General features: G+C 62.3%; 10 protein-coding genes and 2 tRNA genes. 6 read left to right on the forward strand and 6 right to left on the reverse strand.

The features are described 5' to 3' along the window. Nucleotides 1-7 precede the first annotated feature (7 nt). Nucleotides 8-1,249: a cysteine desulfurase family protein gene (locus B5F33_RS02325; RefSeq protein ID WP_087410192.1), complete on the forward strand. Its 1,242-nt coding sequence runs from the start codon at nucleotides 8-10 to the stop codon at nucleotides 1,247-1,249. A 182-nt stretch (nucleotides 1,250-1,431) separates the two neighbouring features. On the opposite strand, the gene B5F33_RS02330 is transcribed toward B5F33_RS02325, so the two are convergent. From B5F33_RS02330 to B5F33_RS02340, 3 genes are all read right to left on the reverse strand, one after another. Then, a complete protein-coding gene (locus B5F33_RS02330) occupies nucleotides 1,432-3,126 on the reverse strand; it encodes a phospho-sugar mutase (RefSeq protein ID WP_087410193.1) in 1,695 nt (564 codons plus the stop codon). A gap of 492 nt (nucleotides 3,127-3,618) precedes the next feature. Continuing rightward, nucleotides 3,619-3,694 (reverse strand) — tRNA-Ala (locus B5F33_RS02335). A 63-nt stretch (nucleotides 3,695-3,757) separates the two neighbouring features. After that, nucleotides 3,758-3,834: transfer RNA gene (locus B5F33_RS02340), tRNA-Ile, on the reverse strand. A gap of 574 nt (nucleotides 3,835-4,408) precedes the next feature. On the opposite strand from B5F33_RS02340, the gene B5F33_RS02345 reads away from it, so the two are divergent. Together B5F33_RS02345 and B5F33_RS02350 are read left to right on the forward strand one after the other, a co-directional pair. After that, the gene (locus tag B5F33_RS02345) at nucleotides 4,409-9,181 is read left to right on the forward strand and encodes an isopeptide-forming domain-containing fimbrial protein (RefSeq protein WP_158095285.1); all 4,773 of its coding nucleotides are present in this window, start codon (nucleotides 4,409-4,411) and stop codon (nucleotides 9,179-9,181) included. A gap of 339 nt (nucleotides 9,182-9,520) precedes the next feature. Next, a complete protein-coding gene (locus tag B5F33_RS02350; protein WP_158095286.1) occupies nucleotides 9,521-10,114 on the forward strand; it encodes a class B sortase in 594 nt (197 codons plus the stop codon). Here B5F33_RS02350 and B5F33_RS10950 read toward each other — a convergent pair. Then, on the reverse strand, nucleotides 10,107-10,262 hold the full coding sequence (locus tag B5F33_RS10950) for a hypothetical protein (RefSeq protein WP_204214353.1): 156 nt from the start codon (nucleotides 10,260-10,262) through the stop codon (nucleotides 10,107-10,109). The genes B5F33_RS02350 and B5F33_RS10950 overlap by 8 nt on opposite strands. 153 nt (nucleotides 10,263-10,415) lie before the next feature. Between B5F33_RS10950 and B5F33_RS02355 the strand changes: the two genes are divergently transcribed. Then, a complete protein-coding gene (locus B5F33_RS02355) occupies nucleotides 10,416-10,658 on the forward strand; it encodes a glutaredoxin (RefSeq protein ID WP_087410196.1) in 243 nt (80 codons plus the stop codon). 196 nt (nucleotides 10,659-10,854) lie between these two features. Here the strand turns inward: B5F33_RS02355 and B5F33_RS10905 are convergent, their stop codons facing one another. Beyond that, nucleotides 10,855-14,307: a hypothetical protein gene (locus B5F33_RS10905; RefSeq protein ID WP_158095287.1), complete on the reverse strand. Its 3,453-nt coding sequence runs from the start codon at nucleotides 14,305-14,307 to the stop codon at nucleotides 10,855-10,857. Between the two features lie 218 nt (nucleotides 14,308-14,525). On the opposite strand from B5F33_RS10905, the gene B5F33_RS02365 reads away from it, so the two are divergent. Together B5F33_RS02365 and B5F33_RS02370 are read left to right on the forward strand one after the other, a co-directional pair. Further along, complete coding sequence (locus B5F33_RS02365; RefSeq protein WP_087410198.1) at nucleotides 14,526-15,551, forward strand: WYL domain-containing protein; 1,026 nt, start codon at nucleotides 14,526-14,528, stop codon at nucleotides 15,549-15,551. After that, nucleotides 15,538-16,449: a WYL domain-containing protein gene (locus B5F33_RS02370; protein WP_087410199.1), complete on the forward strand. Its 912-nt coding sequence runs from the start codon at nucleotides 15,538-15,540 to the stop codon at nucleotides 16,447-16,449. The genes B5F33_RS02365 and B5F33_RS02370 overlap by 14 nt, the downstream gene beginning before the upstream one ends. On the opposite strand, the gene B5F33_RS02375 is transcribed toward B5F33_RS02370, so the two are convergent. Continuing rightward, nucleotides 16,443-19,343, reverse strand: coding sequence for a helicase C-terminal domain-containing protein (locus B5F33_RS02375; protein ID WP_087410200.1), 2,901 nt, complete (start codon nucleotides 19,341-19,343; stop codon nucleotides 16,443-16,445). The genes B5F33_RS02370 and B5F33_RS02375 overlap by 7 nt on opposite strands. Nucleotides 19,344-19,371 lie beyond the last annotated feature (28 nt).

Here is a 19,371-nt window from a genome sequence, read left to right on the forward strand (position 1 = left end):
AGCCACCATGTCTCAATCTCCAACGCCATATATCTATGCCGACAACGCTGCCACCACACCGCTGTCGCCCGTCGCGCTTGACGCCATGATGCCGTATCTCACAAGCACCTTTGGAAACCCCAGCGGCATCCACCGCATCGCACGCGACGCAGCCCGCGCACTCGAGGCGGCGCGGCGAGACGTTGCCTCGTGCCTAGGGGCAAACGCGGACGAGGTGTACTTCACCAGCGGCGGTTCCGAGTCGGACAACTGGGTGTTGCGCGCCGCCGTCGCACGATTCCGCGATCTCTGGGGCTCCAAGACCCCCGTGCGCGTAATCACCTCGGCCGTCGAGCACCATGCCATCTTGCACTGCTGTCGCGCACTCGAGCGCTCGGGCGTCGAAGTCACCTATCTTCCCGTGGATAACCAGGGCTTTGTCTCGGCCGACGACCTTGACCGAACGCTTACCGAGCTCGAGCGTGCCGATGCATCGGAGCATGAAGCCCCCGCCGCGGCACTCGTCTCAGTCATGCTCGCCAACAACGAGGTGGGCACCATCGAGGACATCGCCTCGCTGGCCGCGGTCGCCCACAGCCACGGCGTGCCCTTCCACACGGATGCCGTCCAGGCGGTTGGGCATATTCCCATCGACGTCCACGAGCTGGGCGTCGACGCGCTATCGCTTTCGGGTCACAAGTTCCACGGACCGCGCGGTGTGGGCGCCCTTTATCTGCGCGACGGCTTCTCGCTTCCTCCCCTCATTGAAGGAGGCGCGCAGGAGCGCGGCGAGCGTGCCGGCACCGAAAACGTCGCGGGCATCGTCGGCATGGCCGCGGCCCTCAAAACATGCGTGGATAACCTCGACGAGCGACGGGCACATGTGGCGCAGTTGCGCGACCGTCTTGTTGCGGGCATCGTTGGCGCTGTTGATGACGTGCGCCCGACTGGTCCATCCGACCCGTATCGTCGCCTGCCGAGCATCGCCTCGTTTATCTGCCACGACGTAGACGGCGAGCTGCTGGTCATGCTCCTCGACCGCGCGGGCGTGGCCGCAGCTACAGGGTCTGCCTGCTCGACCGGCTCGACCGACCCCTCGCACGTCGTGACCGCACTAGGCGTGACCGATCGGTCGTGGAACAGAGGAACGCTCCGCCTGTCCCTTGCCGACGACATTACCGATGCCGACGTCGACCTTCTGATAGAACGCGTGACGGCCATCATCAAGCGCGCCCGCACCATGAGCGCCATGAGCCAGATATCGCTGTAAATCCCCCGCAGCCGGCGACGCACGCCGCGTAAACCCACGAACCGGGGGGCTTAGGCAGCCATGCGAAGCCAGAAGGCACGCCTTGGGCAGCCGGCCGTCGGCATCGACCCCTCTCCTCGCTACAAAAAACGGGCACCCCGAAGAGTGCCCGCCCGAGTCATCTATGAACGTTGCGCGATGTACTACGACAGCAGCTTGCGGCCAGCAGCCTCGATCGCATCGATCTGCGCGTCGGCAGCCGCGGCGTCATCGCCCTTGGCAAAGATGTAGAGCTTGATCTTGGGCTCGGTGCCGGAAGGACGCACGATAGCCTTGTCGCCGCCCTCGAGGTCGAACTCGATGACGTTGGCCTTGGGCAGACCGTTCACGCCGGTCTTGTAATCCACGACGCCCTCGACCTTGGCGCCGGCGATTTCGGTCGGAGCCTCGGCGCGCAGGTTGGCCATGATGCCGGCCATCTTGTCGGCGCCCTCGGCACCCGGATACGACAGCGAGATGGTCTTGTTATGGTAGTAGCCGTACTTCTCGTACAGGTCGTGCATGGCCTGAACCAGGTTCTTGCCCTGCAGCTTGTAGTACTGGGCCATCTGGCAGATGAGCATCGAGGCGTTGACGGCGTCCTTGTCGCGCACGTGGTCGCCCGAGAGGTAGCCGTAGCTCTCCTCGAAACCAAAGATGAAGCGGTCGACCTCGCCCGCGTCGGACAGGCTCGTGATGATGTCGCCGATGTACTTGAAGCCCGTGAGGCAACGACGCATCTCGAAGCCATACTCGGCAGCGAGTGCATCGACCATGGCGGAGGACACGATGGTGGTCACTGCGACCTTCTTGGAGAGGTCCTCGCCGCGCTCAGCACGCATCTTGCAGATGTAGTCAAGCAGCAGCACGCCCATCTCGTTGCCGGTCAGCAGCGTGTAGTCGTCGCCATCCTGGCAGGCAACGCCCACGCGGTCGGCGTCGGGGTCGGTTGCGAGCAGCAGGTCGGGCTGGACCTCCTGGCACAGGTCGATGCCCTTCTGCATGGCCTCGCGGATCTCGGGGTTAGGATACGGGCAGGTCGGGAAGTTGCCGTCCGGGTCCTTCTGCTCGGGGACGATGGTGATATCGGTGATGCCCACCTTGTTGAGCACCGTGGTGACGGGGATGAGGCCCGTGCCGTTGAGCGGCGTATAGACAAGCTTGAGCGGAGCGCTGGCAACCTGCTCCTCGGTGAGGTTGCTCACCGACTTGTCGACCACGGCGTCGTAGTAGCGCTCGAGGCAGTCGTCGCCGATCCACTGGATCTTGCCCTGCTCGACGGCCTCATCGAAGTCCATGGTCTTGATGCCGTTCCACATATCGACGCCAGCGATGGCGGCGGAGATGGCGTCGGCGACCTCGGATGCGATCTGGCAGCCGTCGGGACCGTAGGCCTTATAGCCGTTGTACTGCGCGGGGTTATGCGAGGCGGTCACGCAGACGCCGCCCGAGCACTTGAGGTCGCGCACAGCCCAGGAAAGCGTTGGCACCGGGGAGATCTTAGGATACACCTTCGCAACGACGCCGTTGGCCGCAAAGATGGAAGCGGCGGTCTTGACGAACAGCTCGCCGTTGTTGCGGCTGTCGCGCGCGATGGCGACAGTGGGGTTCTCGAAGTTCTTGACGAGATACTCTGCGAAGCCCTGGGTGGCGCGACCGACCGTATAGATGTTCATACGGTTGGTGCCGGCTCCCAGCGTGCCACGAAGACCCGCCGTACCGAATTCAAGATCCTGGAAGAAGGCGTCGGTGATAGAATCCTCGTCACCGGACTCCTTCATGCTCTTAAGCTCAGCAAGAAGCTCTTCGTCTTTAACGTTGGCAAGCCACGCGTCAAGAAGCTCATGTACATCGACCATTTGGTGTGCCTTCCTTTCGAGCCACGATGATCCATCCTGCTGACCCGTGCACAGCAGCGATGGCGAGCGACAGGCGCTCTTACTTGCCATGATACGGCAAGCTTCGTGACGGAATCTCGACATACCGGCGAGCGTGGCGGATTGTAAGGCGGCAGGCAAAACACCTCGACGTGGGTCGATCGGCGCCAGCAATAGTGGGTTACTAAATGCGTGCCAGAAACTCGTTTCGTTTTTATGCAGTTGTTTTCGAAATTCCCGAGTAGACCGCCTTCTCAGGCCTCTGAATCCAGGGGCTTTGTCGGCGAAATCGGTCGTCTACTCGAGGGTTCCCAAACTAACTGCATAAAACCGAAACGAGTTTCTCACGGCTGGATTGTTTTGCGGCTACCAACGCTCCGCGTTTGCTTGAGGCTCGCGCCCCGAGCGGGGTTCGACCCCCGTAGGACCCCCTGATATGAAAAGACCTCGCCGTAGCGAGGTCAATAAGATCGATGGTGGAGGTTAGGGGGATCGAACCCCTGACCTCAGGCTTGCAAAGCCCGCGCTCTCCCAGCTGAGCTAAACCCCCAATGTAGTAATAAACACCCCAGCGGCGACTCGGCTCTCGCTGGGGTGTTTATTGCGAAAGGAATGGTGGACCTGACAAGATTCGAACTTGTGACCTCCCGGTTATCAGCCGGACGCTCTAACCAACTGAGCTACAGGTCCATCGCGCTCACAAATAATAGCCCAGAACATTCGAACGCGTCAACAACTTTTTTCAGATTCTTTCGGAGAATCTTCGAGGTTGTCGAAACCGCAGCATATCACCCATATCCACATAGCCGGGCACCACGTTGCCGGACTTTCCGGCGCGCGTCCGTAGCACCGAGAGAGCGGGAATTTTGGCACATTTTTCCAGCTGCTCTCATCGTGAGACGTCGGATTCATACACAGCACCCACCGACGCTACCAGCTATAACTCCCTACATCGAGAAACGGGTTAGATTCCTGCGAGGTTTTGGTAAGAAGCAGCGAGCATCCCGTTAGATGCCCGGGGTTACCCTCGCCTTCCACCGAGTGATGGGAGGAAGGTATGGACATCCGCAACCATCTCTACACCCTTTGGCGCACCTGCCGACGTGCGGTGCGCGACGGGCCCGTGAAGAAGGTAAGACAGCTCTGCGCGCGAACACAGCGTAACGAGACGCCGCCAGCGCCACCGTTGACGCATCAGCACAGGCACCGGCGCGGCATCGGAGCGCTCATAGCCGGCGCAACCATCCTGGGAGGACTTGCTCCTTTGCTCTGGAGCGCCTATGCCGCGCCCGGTACGGCCGTCATCGAACGCGTCGCCGAAAACGAGTTCGAGCCTTTGGGCTATGAGGCCTCAATCGACTTCACCGACATCGAGGTCATCGATGGATTCCAAGAGGTCCCAGACATCGGCGTCTACTACGACCACCGCGGCATCGGGGACCCAGGGGTCGGAGAGACCATCGACCCCGACGACCTTTATGGACAGGTCACAGGCACACCGGGTTTTGCCCTGGACGGCACCGACAGCAGTCTGAAAGGTCGCGCGGCGCTGCGCTACACCGGCGGCACCTATGGAAACGACCTCTACGACGCCATCGTCACCTTCGAGGACTGGAATGTTCTGGAACCGATCAACGGATGGGAGAGTCACTGGAGCTACGGCTTCCACGATGTCTTCCAGCCGGGCATCTATATCTCGAAGGACTACAAGGCGCAGTCCGATAAGGACACCGGGTATCAGAACTTCAACATCTACACGGTTGGTCTGGACGCACTGCAGGTGTCGGTCGAGTTTGTATATGCCGGCACGACCTCACCGTTCCCGGCTAAGGGCCATATGACGTGCATCGACCTGGATACGTTGCAGGCGTTCACCTTTGGCGGCGCCATTACGGGCGGACGCATCGTGGCCGAAAACGACCACCTCACCCTTGAGCGCGACGACACCTATGTCCAAAGTGCAGACACCGCGCTGTCCGTCGATTTCAGACACTCGCCAGACCAGTATAAGAACGGGCTTGTGGAGGTGTTCTACGACACCACCAAGGATGCAAACAACTTGGGCACTCCTATCGAGCTCTACTTCTATCCCGCGTGGTATGGTGATCGGGGCGATACCCAGGCCTTCTTTGCTATGACGAGCGACTTTCTCACGCTGCCGAACCCCAATGAGAATCCGTCTGGTCAAACCGATATCACCAAGACGGCCGACAAGACGTCGGGGGTCTCGATGGGCGACCATGTGGAGTATACGGTCGATTATCAGGCGCATGAGCAGGGTGTGAACTGCCGCCTGGGCTATCGCTATACCGCACTCGACATCGTTGACGTGTTGCCAGCCGAGATGCGCTATGTCGACGGCTCGGGCAAACTGCTCGATGGCGACGGCAATGACATCACCGAGCAGGCAGGTGTGGTCGTCTTTGAGGGAGACAACGAGCACCCGGTAGAGAATACCGTTCGATTTGAATTCGACCGCGACTACCTGTCCACGATGCCCATGACGGGCGAACACTATCGCTTTGTGTTTGCGGCGGAACTCACCGAATATCCTGCAGACGGCAGCCTTACCGTACGCAACAGCTCCTATGCGCTCATCAACAACACCGGCAACGTGCCCTCGAACAACGTCGATACCGAGCTGGTGAAGCCGGAGCTTGTCGTGGATAAATCGGCCGACGCCTATGAGTACGAGGTGGGCGATGTCGTGACCTACACCGTCGTCTATCAGCAAACCGCCGCGAACGCCCAGGCGCGCAACACGATCGTGTCCGACAACGTTCCCGAATACCTCGAACTCATTCCCGATAGCGTGAGTGCAACCGGCGTCAAAGATCTGCCGCCCGTCGAGGTCAACGCCAACGAATGGTCTATCGACTTCGACAAGTTCAACTACGGCGACGAGCTCGTGGTGACCTATCAGGCACGCGTCCGGCAATCGGGCGTAGGCAAAGAGGTCGTCAACAACGCGGGCATCCATGCGAACAACGCAGCCGATGCCGACGACCCCGTAGAGATCTATATCAATACGGCAAACATGGATATCTCGAAGGATGTTGATCGCTACGAAGGCTATGTCGGAGCAAGCGACCAATTCCCAGGATACTTCGAGTACACCGTCCGCGTCTCCAACACCCAGGCCGGCACGGTCGCTAACGACGTCGTCATCACCGACGACAGCCTGCCTGACGGCATGCGGCTGGGGCGCAACAACGACGGTTCCCTCATGATTGCCAGCATCACCGAAAACGGCACGACCGTCGAGGCGTCGTGGACAGGAGACCGTGCCGAGGGCACGCTGTCGGACATCTCGTATCGCATCGGCGACGACGACCATACGCATGACCAATACACGACCGTGACGCCCCACTGGAACCTCGATCCCGAGGGAAATGGGTGGCGCATGACAATCGACCACCTGGATTACGGCGTTGAGCTCACCATTGTCTATCGAGCCTGCCCGGAAGATGCGGTAGCGGGCTGGGAGGTCGTCAACAAGGCCGGCGTCGAGGCGGGCAACAGCCTGCCCGACGATGACACCGCCAAGGTGTGGATCAACCAGCCCCATCTTGTCGTCGAGAAGACAGCGAGCAACGACAGCTTCACCGTCAACGACGAGATTCTCTACCACGTTGTCGTCGACAACGAGACGCCGGGAACGCTGGGGAGAAACCTTGTCATCTCCGACCTGGCACACACCGAAGGTGTCGAGTTGCTGCGCGACACAATCAAGGTTTACGACAGCCGCGGAGAAGACATTACCGATGCCTGCACCGTCACCTACAAGCACAGCCCTCAAGGCGGCGAGACGTTCATAGTGGAGACGCACCGCAACATCGTTCATTCCGCAGACGAGCGACCTCTCTGGGAAGACGGCGAGCTGAAGAACGTCGACGGTAACAACCCCCTTGGTGTTGAAGGTGAGACGCAGGTCTCCGTTGAATACCGCGTGAAAATCAACGATTCCGAGCTTGCAGGACAGACCGTCGACAACACCGCCCTTGCCGTCACCGATGAGCCGAACACCCAAACAACCGACGATGAGGTCGTCGACGTCAAGGGACCGAGGCTTGTGGTGGACAAGAACTCCGACCAAGAGGTCTATCAGGCAGGCGAGACGGGACAATACACCCTTGTGGTGCGCCAAACCCGTGAAGACGTCGTTGCAAAACAGGTCGTTATCGTCGACAAGATGGACGAGGCGGGGCTCGCAAGCATCGTCGAGGGGTCCGTTGCGGCCACGGGACCTGACGGAGAGTCCATCGACGCCTCAGCGACGTATATAACCGACGAGGACACCGGAGACATCGTAGGCTTCGAGCTCGAAACGAACACCGACCTTGCTGATGAGGGAACCATCACCGTGACCTACGACGTCACCATGAAGACGGCAGGATCAATTCTGAATAACAAAGTCCAGGCCTCAGCCACCAATGCCATAGGTGCCGTCGACGAGCACGAGGTGCGCATCGTTGACCCCTACACGCAGGTGGCGCTCACCAAAGAGGCGGACAGCAACACGCACCGCATCGGCGAGACGGCTGTCTACACCGTAACCGCCGCCATAGCGGACCACCCTGCAAAGAACGTCGTCATACGCGACACGAGCCTGCCCGACACGATGCCGATCGACCTGAGAGGCATCGAGGTTGAGGTCGACGAGCGCGATGTCGACAACTTCCAGCTCGACGTCGATGGAAACGGCTTTGCCGTTCATCTGGGAGACCTGGACGCAGGCACGGTGGCACGCGTCGTCTACACCGCTCAGGTGCGCGACGAGCGTCTGATGGGTCAGTCCGTCGTCAACACGGCCATGCTCACTTCGGATTCGCTTGAAGATCCCCTCCGGGCCGATGCATATGTAACCGTTCCCGTCGATGAACCCGACGTTACCCTCACAAAAGATGTCGATCGCGACCAGATACACGTGGGCGAAACGGTCACCTACACCATCGAGGCGCAAGTTGCCGAAGGCACAGAGGGCGCCAAGAACGTCGTCATTGGAGATGCCAGCCTGCCCGATACCATGCCGATCGATATGGCAAGCATACATGCATGGCTTGACGGGCGTGAAATCGACCCGGTGACGGCGGATATCTCTGGCAACACCTTCACCATCGGCTTTGGAGACCTCCGGCAGCTGGAGTCCGTCCGCGTCACCTATCAGGCAACCGCCTCAGACGAAGGACTCGCCGGTACCGAGGTCGTCAATACGGCCACGCTCACGAGCGATAGCCTTGACGACCCGCTGACAGACACGGCAACAGTCAAGGTCGTCGACGAGACGCAGACCGTCCTGGACAAACAGGCGTCAGTAGACGAGGCCCAGGTTGGAGACACGATCACCTATACCGTGACCGTCGTCGCAGGCACCAACTTGACCGATGCGGTCATAACCGATTCGGACTTGCCGCGGGGCGTGGTGATCGACGAGCAGTCGATTGAGCTGACGGTGAACGGCGAGCGTATCGTCGCAGCCCCGACCATGGAAGGAACCGGATACACCGTACAGGTGGGAGACCTTGCTGCTGGAGACAAAGTCACGCTTACCTATCACGCCGCCGTCGAGGAAGACGTTGAGACCACACGGGCCGAGAACACGGCCACGCTCACCAGCCCCGACCTCGCAGAGCCTGTTGCCGACACCGAGACCGTCACAATCGCGGAGCCGGAACAGCCTGGCACCCAAGAACCCGACGACGAGCCGAAGGAACCGGACAAGCCCTCACAGGACGAGCCGGAACCTGAGGAGCCCGACGACGAGAAACCGAGTGACGAATCTCCAGAGCCAAGCGATGACAAGACGGCCGATCCGGAGGAGCCGACGAGCTCCGACGATGAGACGCCCAAAGCCTCGACGCCGACCAGCTCGAAGGAGCCCGGGAAGAACCTTGGCAAAACCGGCGACGTCACCGCTGGCATCATGCCCCTGGTAGGAGCCGCTGTCGCCCTTGCGGGGGCTGGAGGCATCTACGGATATCACCGTCATCGCCACCGCGATGACCAGGATACCTGGGGCATTCATCACACCTCGTAGCATCCGTATGCCGGCGCCGCAGAGTCCCCAATGGGCGCGGCGCCGGCCTTGGCAGGGCCCGGCGGGGTCGGAGCACTTCGACTCCGCCGGGCCCGGATATTGCACACCCTGGGAGTCGATATGTTCTCAACACCTACTATGGGGCGTCGCACATTCATCCTCTTGGCACCGTTTGCTGTTGCCGCGGCGGCGGGCGGCTGGCTCTGCGCACCTTACCTACAAGGCGAATGTGAATACGCACGAGTACGAGAAATAGCGGGCGCGCAACCTCCGACAGATGTCGCAGATGCCTCGAACGAACGGAAACCAGCTGCGACGACGGCCGATGAAGACCCCTGCATGGACCGCTCGTTTGATTGGAACGCGCTCTATCAAATCAACTCCGACGTCATCGGCTGGATCTATATCCCCAACACCCCGATTGACTACCCGATCGTGCAGGCTCCCGTCGACGATCCCGAGCGATACCTCCACACGACCTTTGAGGGAGCCGTGTCCTACCCCAACAACCAGGGCTCCATCTATCTCGATGCAAGCAATGCCGGCGATGGCCTTAACGCCTCAGCCCCGCTTCTCTACGGGCATCAGCAACTCAACGGCTCCATGTTCTCGGCATTGAGCAACAACCACATCACCGGTGTCCTCGAAGAACACGACCAGGCATATGTCTACACGCCAAGCACGACGTGGCGCATAGCGCTCTTTGCGGCAAACGCTGTCGATGCCTCCACCGAAACAGTTCAGACGTCGTTTCGTGATGCCTCAGAGCTGCAATCGATGCTTGAAGAAAAGCTCTCGGAGTCCGAAGTTATTCTCTACGATCCAGGCCATATCGAGCAGCTCTGGACGTTTTGCACCTGCAGCTATGGCATCTGGCAGAACCAGCGAACCCTCACCTATGGATATGCAATCGAGCGTAGAGACGCTACATGATCACCGACGAGCTACCCGACTGGGACGGAGCATCGTCCGGCGTGGTGCCCACAAGCCCAACGACGTAGGCAGCGCCAAGGCCAAGTGCAACCGCAAGAGCAACGCCGATGATATATGCAAGCCAGTGCTTCTTGATAAACGAGAACACAGAGCCCTCCAAACCATCTACAACACATCGTATGCTAGCAGCTTTTACCAAGGCTCACCGCCACGGCTCCACAACCCACCGGCTTCACACGTCGCGCAAGCTCAGAAGCGGGTACACCAAAATCAAGCATCAACCTACGGAGAAGGGAACGCCATGGACAAGCATCTCGAGCTCTATCACATGCCCTCATGCCCCTACTGCCTCAAGGTCCGCCGTTACATGGACGAGCACGGCATAGAGATTCCCCTGCGGGACATCACCGCCGACGCGGCCGCACGCGACCAGCTTAAGCGCGTGGGAGGTAAGGTGCAGGTGCCCTGCCTCTTCATCGACGGCACGCCGCTCTATGAGTCCGACGACATCATCGCCTACCTCGCCGCGCACGTCGCGGCGTAACGGCTGCCACGGCGGCGCGGCGAACGCGGCGAAACAGCGGCCACAGTGCCCATCAGCGGCCATAACGCCGTTCTGCGCGCCTGCGCGCCACGCATCGACATGCGACAGGGCCCTGGCCTCGCCTCCTGAGGTGTTCGTATAGAACACGTCTCAGCAGACGGGCCAGGGCTCTGAGTGATAACGAGCGAAATCGCACCTACGAACGACGGATAACCTCTGTCACGACGTCGGCCACCAAGTCGACGTTTTCAGGATTCACGTTGTACGGCAGGTCCACCTCGCTGTGCGAGCACGCGAAGTTGGGGCCGTCGATGCCGGCAACGGTAAGCGAGCGCAGGCTCATGCTCATGGCCGCGTAGGCATCGGTCGTCTCGTAGGGCATCTCGACCGACGCGAACTCGTTGTGGAACGCAGCAGATACCTTGCGCACCAGATTGGTGATGCGCTTGTCGCCCTTGAGCACGCGGTTCTCGCCCTCGGTTGCCACCATGGCAAGCTGTCCGGCACCGACGCATTCAAGGTTGATGAGGAACACGCCGCGCAGCTTGTCGCGGTGGGTCGACAGGAACGCCTTCATTCCCGCGTTGTCGTACTCGGAGGCACCCGTCGCGACAAACCAAATGTCATGACCGAGCAGCTCGTCGTCGGCCATCGACGTGATGGCGTCGCGGAGCTCGCGCTCGGACACGCCCTCAGCGCCGGTAGCTCCACCCTTCCAGCCATCATCGAAGTTATCCCACGAGCCGATGTCTCCACCGGTACGCTTCGCATCGAAGTCTTCATCGACGCCGAGCCAATCGCTCATGCTGGACTCTTCCTGGCGCTTGCGATGGAACAACCCGCCGCGGGAACGGCCCTTGCCCTGCGAGCGCGAGGTATCGGGAACAGAGATGGTCTCAAACGGCGACGAGGCGGCCTGGGAAGCGGGTTCCGCGGCATCCTGGTCGACCGACGGCGGTGCGGGCACGCGGCGCGCAGACGCAGCCTCGTGGTCGGACACAAATGGATCTGCCGGCGTCGACGAAGGATCGGGAAGATCAAAGAGCGACGAACGGCTTGAAACCGGTGTCTGGTTGAGAGACGGCTGCGCCGGATCGGGAACGGTCCTAAAGGCCGGGCGCGTCGTGCGTGCCGGGCGCGGCGCGGGAGGACGCTTCGCCGTGATCTCGGCCATGAGCGAATCGATCGTCTCCTCCTCGCTCACCTCGGCTGCAGGCGCAGGCTCGGGTGCGGGCGCAGCCGCCTGGGTAGACGTGACAGCGACAGAGGGCGCGGGCTTCGGAGCGGCCGGAGTGGCCACGGTCGCCTCAGGAGCCGGCGCGACGGGGGCAGCAGACGAAGCGGCGGCGTCATCCATAGGCGGCATCACGAACAGCTGCGTGTCCCCATATACGTCGACCTCGCCGGTTCCTGCGGGCGCGGCAGCCTCCTGAGGCTCCGCCACAGGTTCGACATCGGCGCTGTCGTAGCCAACGCTATCAACCGGCTCCGGCATATCGTCTGCCGTCGCCTCGACATCATCGGCGTCATCGGCACCAAACGCATCCTCAGACTCGAGCTCGGCCTCCTCCGCGGCATCGGGCACCACGGTAAAGCCCGCCTGCGTGGCCCCATCGTGCGTCGACAGCGGCTGGAAGACAGCCGTCGCCTCCAGCGCGGGAGCCTCGCTCTCCTCAGTCCACGATGCCTCGTCGGATTCGGCGGTATCGTTGCCTTCCTCAAACGGCTCGGCGTCGACAGCTTCGTCCTCGCCTTCGAAGGAATCATCTGCAAATCCATCTTCGACGAACTCGTCGGTAACGGCTTCGCCAGTCTCGGCCGGCTCTTCGAACCCCTCGGCCGCCTGCAGGTCCTCGGGCGTGATGTCCTCGTACTGGTCTTCCTCGGAAGCACCGGTAAGATTCCGCGCCGTGCTCTCGATCTTCTCAACCGCATCTTTACCAAACTGCAGAGCGGTGCTCAGGAAGCGAGACGCCCCTTCGCGAACATTCGCCAGGGTCTCGGCAAACGCCGGACGGGACGGACTCACCTGCTGGATGGGCTGGTGGCGCACCGGCGGGCGATACGGAATCTCAGGGCGCTCGCGACGGGCGGGCTCATCGAACGCTTCGTCCGAGACTTCAGAGACGGTCTCGACATCAATGCGCTCGGACACCTCAGCGTCGGCGACAGCGGGGAACACACCGGTCTTTTCGGCATCGGGCGGCACCTCATCGAAAGAAGCCTCGTCGGCCTCGGCAGCAGGAGCGGCAGGCGCGGGGGCGGGCACAGCAGCCGGAGCGACATCGGCGGCGAACACCTCGGCGGAAGCTTCCTGTGGCTCAGGCTCTGCGACCACAGCTGCGGGCGCAGGTACAACCCTCTTGGGTGCAGGTGCGGGCTCGGGCTCCACGTATTCAAGAATGGTCGACTCGGAGACCATGCCGAGCGCATAGATGGCATCGGCGCCAAAGCGATAATTGCCCGCCGCATTCAGCGGACCGCGCTGCTCCTCCTCGGCGACATACTCCTCCACGGCGGACGCATCCAGAGCGTCTTCATCCGCAACGAGGTCGGTGTCGGCGCTCGGCTCGGCAGCAGACTCCTCAGCAACCGCGGCCGCGGGCGCAGACTCATCGAAGAAGTCGGTCGGCATCTGCATAGCAACGGTCGAACCAAGCGGATCGGCTGCCGGAGTGGCAGGTACGTCTGATTCGGTCTCCGCGGCAGCTTCATCGTCGGCGGGTGTCTCCTCAAACTCAGCCTGCTCCTCCTCAAACGCCTCGGCGTCATACGCCTCATCGACGGGCTGCTCGGCGTCATCCAGATAGTCGCTGTAGTCCGGCTCGGCGGCCTGCTGCGCTGCGGCAAGCTGCTCGGCGGCAATACGCTGCTGCTCGGCGTAGTACTCTTCGAACGGCGTATCCTCGGGGAACTCGTCGCCACGCTCGTACGGGGCGACGGCATCCATAACGCCCAACATGGAGGCGACGGAGGACTTGTTGCACACCGAACCAGAGGTGTAGGGAAGCACGAAGCGGTTCAGGAAGACCGCGACGGCGTTGGCAAGCGGAACCAGGGCCACCACGATCGCCGCAAGCCACAGGACGGTCTTGACGGCACCCGGCAGCGGTAGAAGGCGAACGATCGCCACCACCGCAGGGGCGATCATGGCAAGCGGCAAAAGCTTAGAGATCGCCGGGCGATACGACGCGTAGGGCATGCGCGAAAAGATGTCGGCACGCGGCGAGTCGTAATGGGCGACCACGACGACAGGGCGGTTGCGCGGCGAGGCCAGAGGGCCCGACGCCTTGTGATAGGCGATCACGTTCTGGGAAAGTCCGCCGGCACCAAAGCTGGACAGCACAGGTCGCCCGGTACGCTCCATGGTGTAGAGCACGGCGGCGACAACGGTGAGCAGCAGGCCTACAATGCCCGCAGCCCCTCCCACACCCATAAGGACGGCGCCCACAAAGGCCACGACGCCCAGACCGGCGAGAACAAGCTTGCGCGAACCGGAGGCGCTAAACTCCTGCATCTCGGGAGAAAAGCCATGATTTGCGAAGATGCGCGCAAGGTCCTCGGCCGCGGCGCGCTCCTCCTCGCTGCATGCCGGCGTAATCCCCGTATTCTGGAGAAGATGGTTGAGATATTTTTGCGTGCTGGCCATCTGCACTCCGTATCCTGTGTTCCAACGTGTGGACCCATGGTGACAGATACCGCCATGTGCCCGCCATATTCTGTCGAAAGTATACCGCGACTCCAATATATCTGCAGCTTTAGTACCCACGCCTCCGCATGCCCGACGCGAATACCACCCATCTCCACATGCACTAAAATGGTGGGGATTATGCATCGAGCGGGTATCCATGATGGAGGTGCGGGCGCATGCCCTCGAGATCGACGGAGCGAGAGGACGCGGCGCAACGCCTCCTCAACCTGGTGTTCACCCTGTCCTGTGCCACCATGCCGCTCACCACCGAGCAGATCGTCTCCGACACCGACCTTGGCTATGGGTCGGATAATCGCGCGTCGGACCTGCGCAAATTCCGCCGTGACCGCGAGGAGCTCGCACGTCAGGGCATCCTCATCACCGAGGTTCGTCCTGAGGGAACCCCCGAAACCGACCCGGGACGCTGGGCCATCGACCGCGAGCGAACCTTCGCCGCAGGCGGCATCGTCACCGCCGACGACGCCGACTTGCTCGTACATGCGATCGACGACTACCTCTCGGTTCCCGGCAATCCGCTAGCTCGTCCGCTCTCCAGCGTCCGCCGAAAGCTCGTCGCCGCCGGCATGACAACAGATACCCTCTCGGCGGACGGCGGAGAGGGCCCGACAGACGGCAAAGCGTCGAGCTTGAGCCCCATGCTCGACGCCGTCTGGACATCCTACGCGCTGCGGCTGGCACTACCCATCGCCTATCGCGATGCCCGGGGCAACCTTATCAAGCGAACCGTCTCCATCTACGGCCTGTTTTCACTGGACGGACGGACCTATTTCACCGGCCTCGATGACCATACGAACACCGTTCGAACCTTCCGCATCGACCGCGTGGAACGCGCATGGCGGCCGAAGGGATCCTATGTGATTCCCCCGGACTTCAACATCCGCGACCACCTGTTTCTACCGTTTGATTTCTCCCGCAACGAGGCGATGGCCGCTCGATTCACCCTGCCCGACTCCACACCGCGCGAAGAGGCCCTGGCCATCGGTGGAGGACGCGGCAGCCTGAAGCACGACGACGAACACGCCTGCTGGACGTGGGATGTCGAGGTGCGCGACCTACGCGCTGCCGCGGCGTTCGCCCTTGCGCACGCTCGCAGCGGCCTGCGTCCCGTGCAGCCGAAAGCGCTCGTCGACTGCTGGTGCGAGCTCGTAAAGGAGGCGATCGCACGCCATGAAAACCGATGAGCAGGTGCGAAAGGCACTTCAGTTGCTCGAGGCGCTCAGCGCCGCGAAGGGGCAGCGGGTGGACGTTCAAGCCGTGTGCGCCTCCCTTGACCTGGATGAAGCGGAGCTCGACAGCTGCCTGAACCTGATCTCCAACCTTGCCGACCGCGAAACCGGGGCTCGGGCCGTCGTGGACCGGTCGAATAACGAGGTCGTGCTGCATGGAGACGCAGGGCGTCTCCAAACCCTTCGTCTGGACATCTCGGAAGGCATGGCGCTTGCCGCCGCGCTGCGCGACCTCCACATCGGCAAAGAAGCAGCCGACCGCCTGCGCCGCGGGCTGCTCCCCCTGGACTGGACGCCCGATGAAGGGTCTTCTCAACTTGCAGGGGGTGTAGCGTTTGGACCATGGTTCCCGGTGCTGCGTGAGGCGCTTGAAGACGGCGTGCGCTGCAGCTTGACCTACCGCACGCAGGGCGAACGCGAGGCCCGGGCACGCATCGTAGACCCCGCCGCAATCGAGACCCGCGCCGACGCAGCCTACCTCCTCGCCTGGGACGTCGAAAAGGACGCCGAACGTCGCTACCGGCTCGACCGTATCGCCGACGTGCAGCTGACCGAAGATTCCGCCGAACGACACCCCTATCGCGGGGAATCGACTGCCGACAGCCTCGCGCGCACGGGCGAGCGCGTCGTCCTAGCCATGGACGCAGGTACCGCCGCCGGCATCGACTGGGACGGCGCCCTGCCTCCTGAACCCGACGTCCACAACCCAGAAGAGGTTCGTGTGACGGTCTATGTGGGGTCACGACCCTGGCTCTTCGACCAGGTGCTGGCGAGCGGCGGGCACATGCGCATCGTCGAGCCCCAAGAGGCGGCGGATGCGTTTCTTACCTACGCTCGCAGCTTGCTTCAGTGACGTCCGCGCTCGTGTGAGCGCCGCCATAACTCAAGGTAGTGGCCCACCTGCGCCGCGTCGATGCGCTGGTACGAACTCACCGGCAACGACGTGAGGAACTTCTTGCCGTATCCCTTGCTCACAAGCCGTGAGTCGGCAAGCACCAGCACACCGGTATCGGACGACGAGCGAATGAGGCGCCCCGCGGCCTGCTTGACCTCCAGGACGGCCTCGGGCAGTGCATAGCGTGCCCAAGCGCGATCCTCTCGCAGGTTGCGCTCGCAGGAAAGCGGATCGGTGGGGCTTGCAAACGGCAGTTTGGGGATGACGACGCAGCGCAGCGTCTCTCCCGACGCATCGAAGCCTTCCCAAAAGGCCTTGAGAGCGAAAAGCGACGACGAGCGCTCGGACAAAAAGCGGTCGCGAAGACGCTTGGGGGAGCTTCCCCTCAGCTGACAGTTAAGCTCCAGTCCGTCGGCAGCAAGCACAGGCTCCACGCGCTCATACAGGTCTTCCATGTCCCGACGGTTAGTAAACAGCGTGAGGGTCGAGCCGCCCATCGCCCGATGAACATCGACGAGCAGATGCTCGAGCGCCGAGAGGTAGGCGTCGCGACTCCGCGGATCGGGAAGGTCGCCCGCGACCACCACGGCCATGTTGGAATCGAAGTCATAGCTCGAGTCCAGGTGCAGCGTGCGCGAGGTTCCCTTTGGAAGCCGGTCGAGGCCGATAGCGTGGTTGAAGTGGTCGAAGCTTCCCGAGATGCTGATCGTCGCCGAGGTAAAGATGGCGCTTTTGACCTCGGGCAGCCATTGCTCGGCAAGGGCCTCGCCGATGTCCAGACGCTCCGCCGTAAGGGCCTCGCCTCCGGCCTTGAGGCGACGGTTCACCTGGAACGAATAGACATAGCGGTCATCCTCCCCTTCAACGACCAGCTTGAGCCCATCTGCGAGCTCTTTGAGACGCCGCTCGCCGTCCGCAACGTCGGCTGCGGCATCGGGACGCTCCTGTCCCACTGCCTCGATCAGCGAAACAAGCGAGCGGTCCGCCTGCTCCAGGGCATCAAGCGCCACCTGGGCCGGGACGCAGAAGCGCTGCCAGGCCTCGCTTTCACGTACTTCGGGGCCAACCCATGTGTTCGTGAGGTCATAGCCGCCGCTGCGTGCAGCCCCAGCGAGCTCGCGGATGCCATCGAAGACGCCCGCCATGGCAATCGACGCGCGGTTGACCGCCGCGACAGCCTTCGCCGTCAGCCCCATGTAGAGCGTCGCCGCATCGGACCCTGCAAGGTCCCTGGTAATCTGTCCCAGCGCTCCCGACCGTTCACTTCCCAGCCGCTCAAAGACGGTCCGGGATTCGTCGGCCGAGACCGTAATCGCCCACTGGCGGCGCGCCTCACGCTCGACCGCATGGGCCTCGTCGACAACCCAATGCCTGATGGGGGGCAGAATCTTGCCATCCGCTGCGACGTTTCGAAACAGCAGGGAGTGGTTGGTCACCACCACGTCGGCGCGGGCGGCGCGGCGACGGGCGCCGTGCACCAGGCATCGATCGGGGAAGAAGGGGCACAGCCGGCGCGCGCACTCGCGCGACCCGGTAGTGAGGTCCTGGCGATTCACGCTGCGCCACCGAATGCCCAGCGAATCAAGATCGCCGTCGGGTGACTGGCAGACATATGCATAGATCACCGCGACGGCGGTCAGCGTGTCGGCGGGGTCGCGAGTGGTGCGAATCTCGGTTGCCGAGCGGCTCATGCGCTCGAGTTTTCGCAGGCAGGGATAGTGGTCATACCCTTTGAGGGCACAGTATGACAGGCCGCCGTCCAGCTCGCGGGCAAGGCGCGGCAGCTCATGGAACATCAGCTGGTCGGCCAGGTTGTTCGACTTTGTCGCAACACCAACGGTGATGTGGTTGCGCTTTGCCGCCTGGGCCAGCGGAACAAGATAAGCGATCGACTTCCCCACGCCCGTCCCGGCCTCGATCACGCGGTGCGTCGACGTCGCCAGGGCGTCTCGAACCTCGACCGCCATCTCAATCTGCTCGGCACGCGGCTCATAGCAGGGATACATGCGGTTGACCAGGCCGCCTGGGGCAAACGCCGCCTCGACCTCGTCGGCACGAGGCAAGTCGAGCCTCGGCAGGTCGTCGGCGTCGACCTTGTCAGGCGCCTGGTCGGCGTTCACGACCTCGGTACGGGCCGCTGCGAGCGAGAAGATGGCGCCAGGCGTCTCCTGCGCCAGATACGAAAAAATCGGTCGATACGACCAGGGAACATCGGGGTGCATGTCTGCCAGGCGGGCTGCAAGACCGGCAGGAAGGTCCGAGAGCGCCGTGAGCAGAATGTGCCAGACGCCGGCGAGGGCATCGACATCGTCGTTGGCGCGATGGGACACCGAACTGCAGCCAAACACCTCGGCGATAAACGACAGCTTGTGCGAGGCCAGACGCGGCAGGGCGATGCGCGACAGGGCGAGCGAATCGATCCAGATGTCGCTCACGTTCACGCCGCCGCGAACCGACTCGATGAACGTACGGTCAAAGGTCGCGTTATGGGCAACCACGGGGCGGCCCTGTACAAACTCTACCAGGTCGGCCACGGCCTCACGGGCCGACGGCGCATGGGCCACATCGGCATTGGTGATGTGCGTAAGCTGCGTGATCTCGGGGGGAATGAGGGCGTGAGGCTTCACAAACGTGTCGAACCGTTCGGCGACCTGGCCTCGCGAGAGCCGCGCGGCAGAAATCTCGATCAGCTCGTTCTCCTGCGCAGAAAGCCCCGTTGTCTCGGTGTCGAGGATGATCACGTCTTCCTCAAGCAGACCAAACTCTCGCGTCTTCGCGCGCTCGGCGAGCGAAGCATACGCCTCGACAACGAATGCCGGCGTTCCCGGCAGAACAGCCTCGTCTATGGTCACTGGTAGCCTTTCATTCCCGCTCGACACT

The organism is Collinsella sp. An2 (assembly GCF_002160065.1).
Taxonomy (GTDB): Bacteria; Actinomycetota; Coriobacteriia; order Coriobacteriales; family Coriobacteriaceae; genus Limicola.

Coding starts and splice junctions, on each gene's coding strand:
- B5F33_RS02330 (WP_087410193.1), bottom strand. CDS start 3,126: ATGGTCGATGTACATGAGCTTCTTGACGCGTGGCTTGCCAACGTTAAA.
- B5F33_RS02355 (WP_087410196.1), top strand. CDS start 10,416: ATGGACAAGCATCTCGAGCTCTATCACATGCCCTCATGCCCCTACTGC.
- B5F33_RS02350 (WP_158095286.1), top strand. CDS start 9,521: ATGGACCGCTCGTTTGATTGGAACGCGCTCTATCAAATCAACTCCGAC.
- B5F33_RS10905 (WP_158095287.1), bottom strand. CDS start 14,307: ATGGCCAGCACGCAAAAATATCTCAACCATCTTCTCCAGAATACGGGG.
- B5F33_RS02370 (WP_087410199.1), top strand. CDS start 15,538: ATGAAAACCGATGAGCAGGTGCGAAAGGCACTTCAGTTGCTCGAGGCG.
- B5F33_RS02325 (WP_087410192.1), top strand. CDS start 8: ATGTCTCAATCTCCAACGCCATATATCTATGCCGACAACGCTGCCACC.
- B5F33_RS02365 (WP_087410198.1), top strand. CDS start 14,526: ATGCCCTCGAGATCGACGGAGCGAGAGGACGCGGCGCAACGCCTCCTC.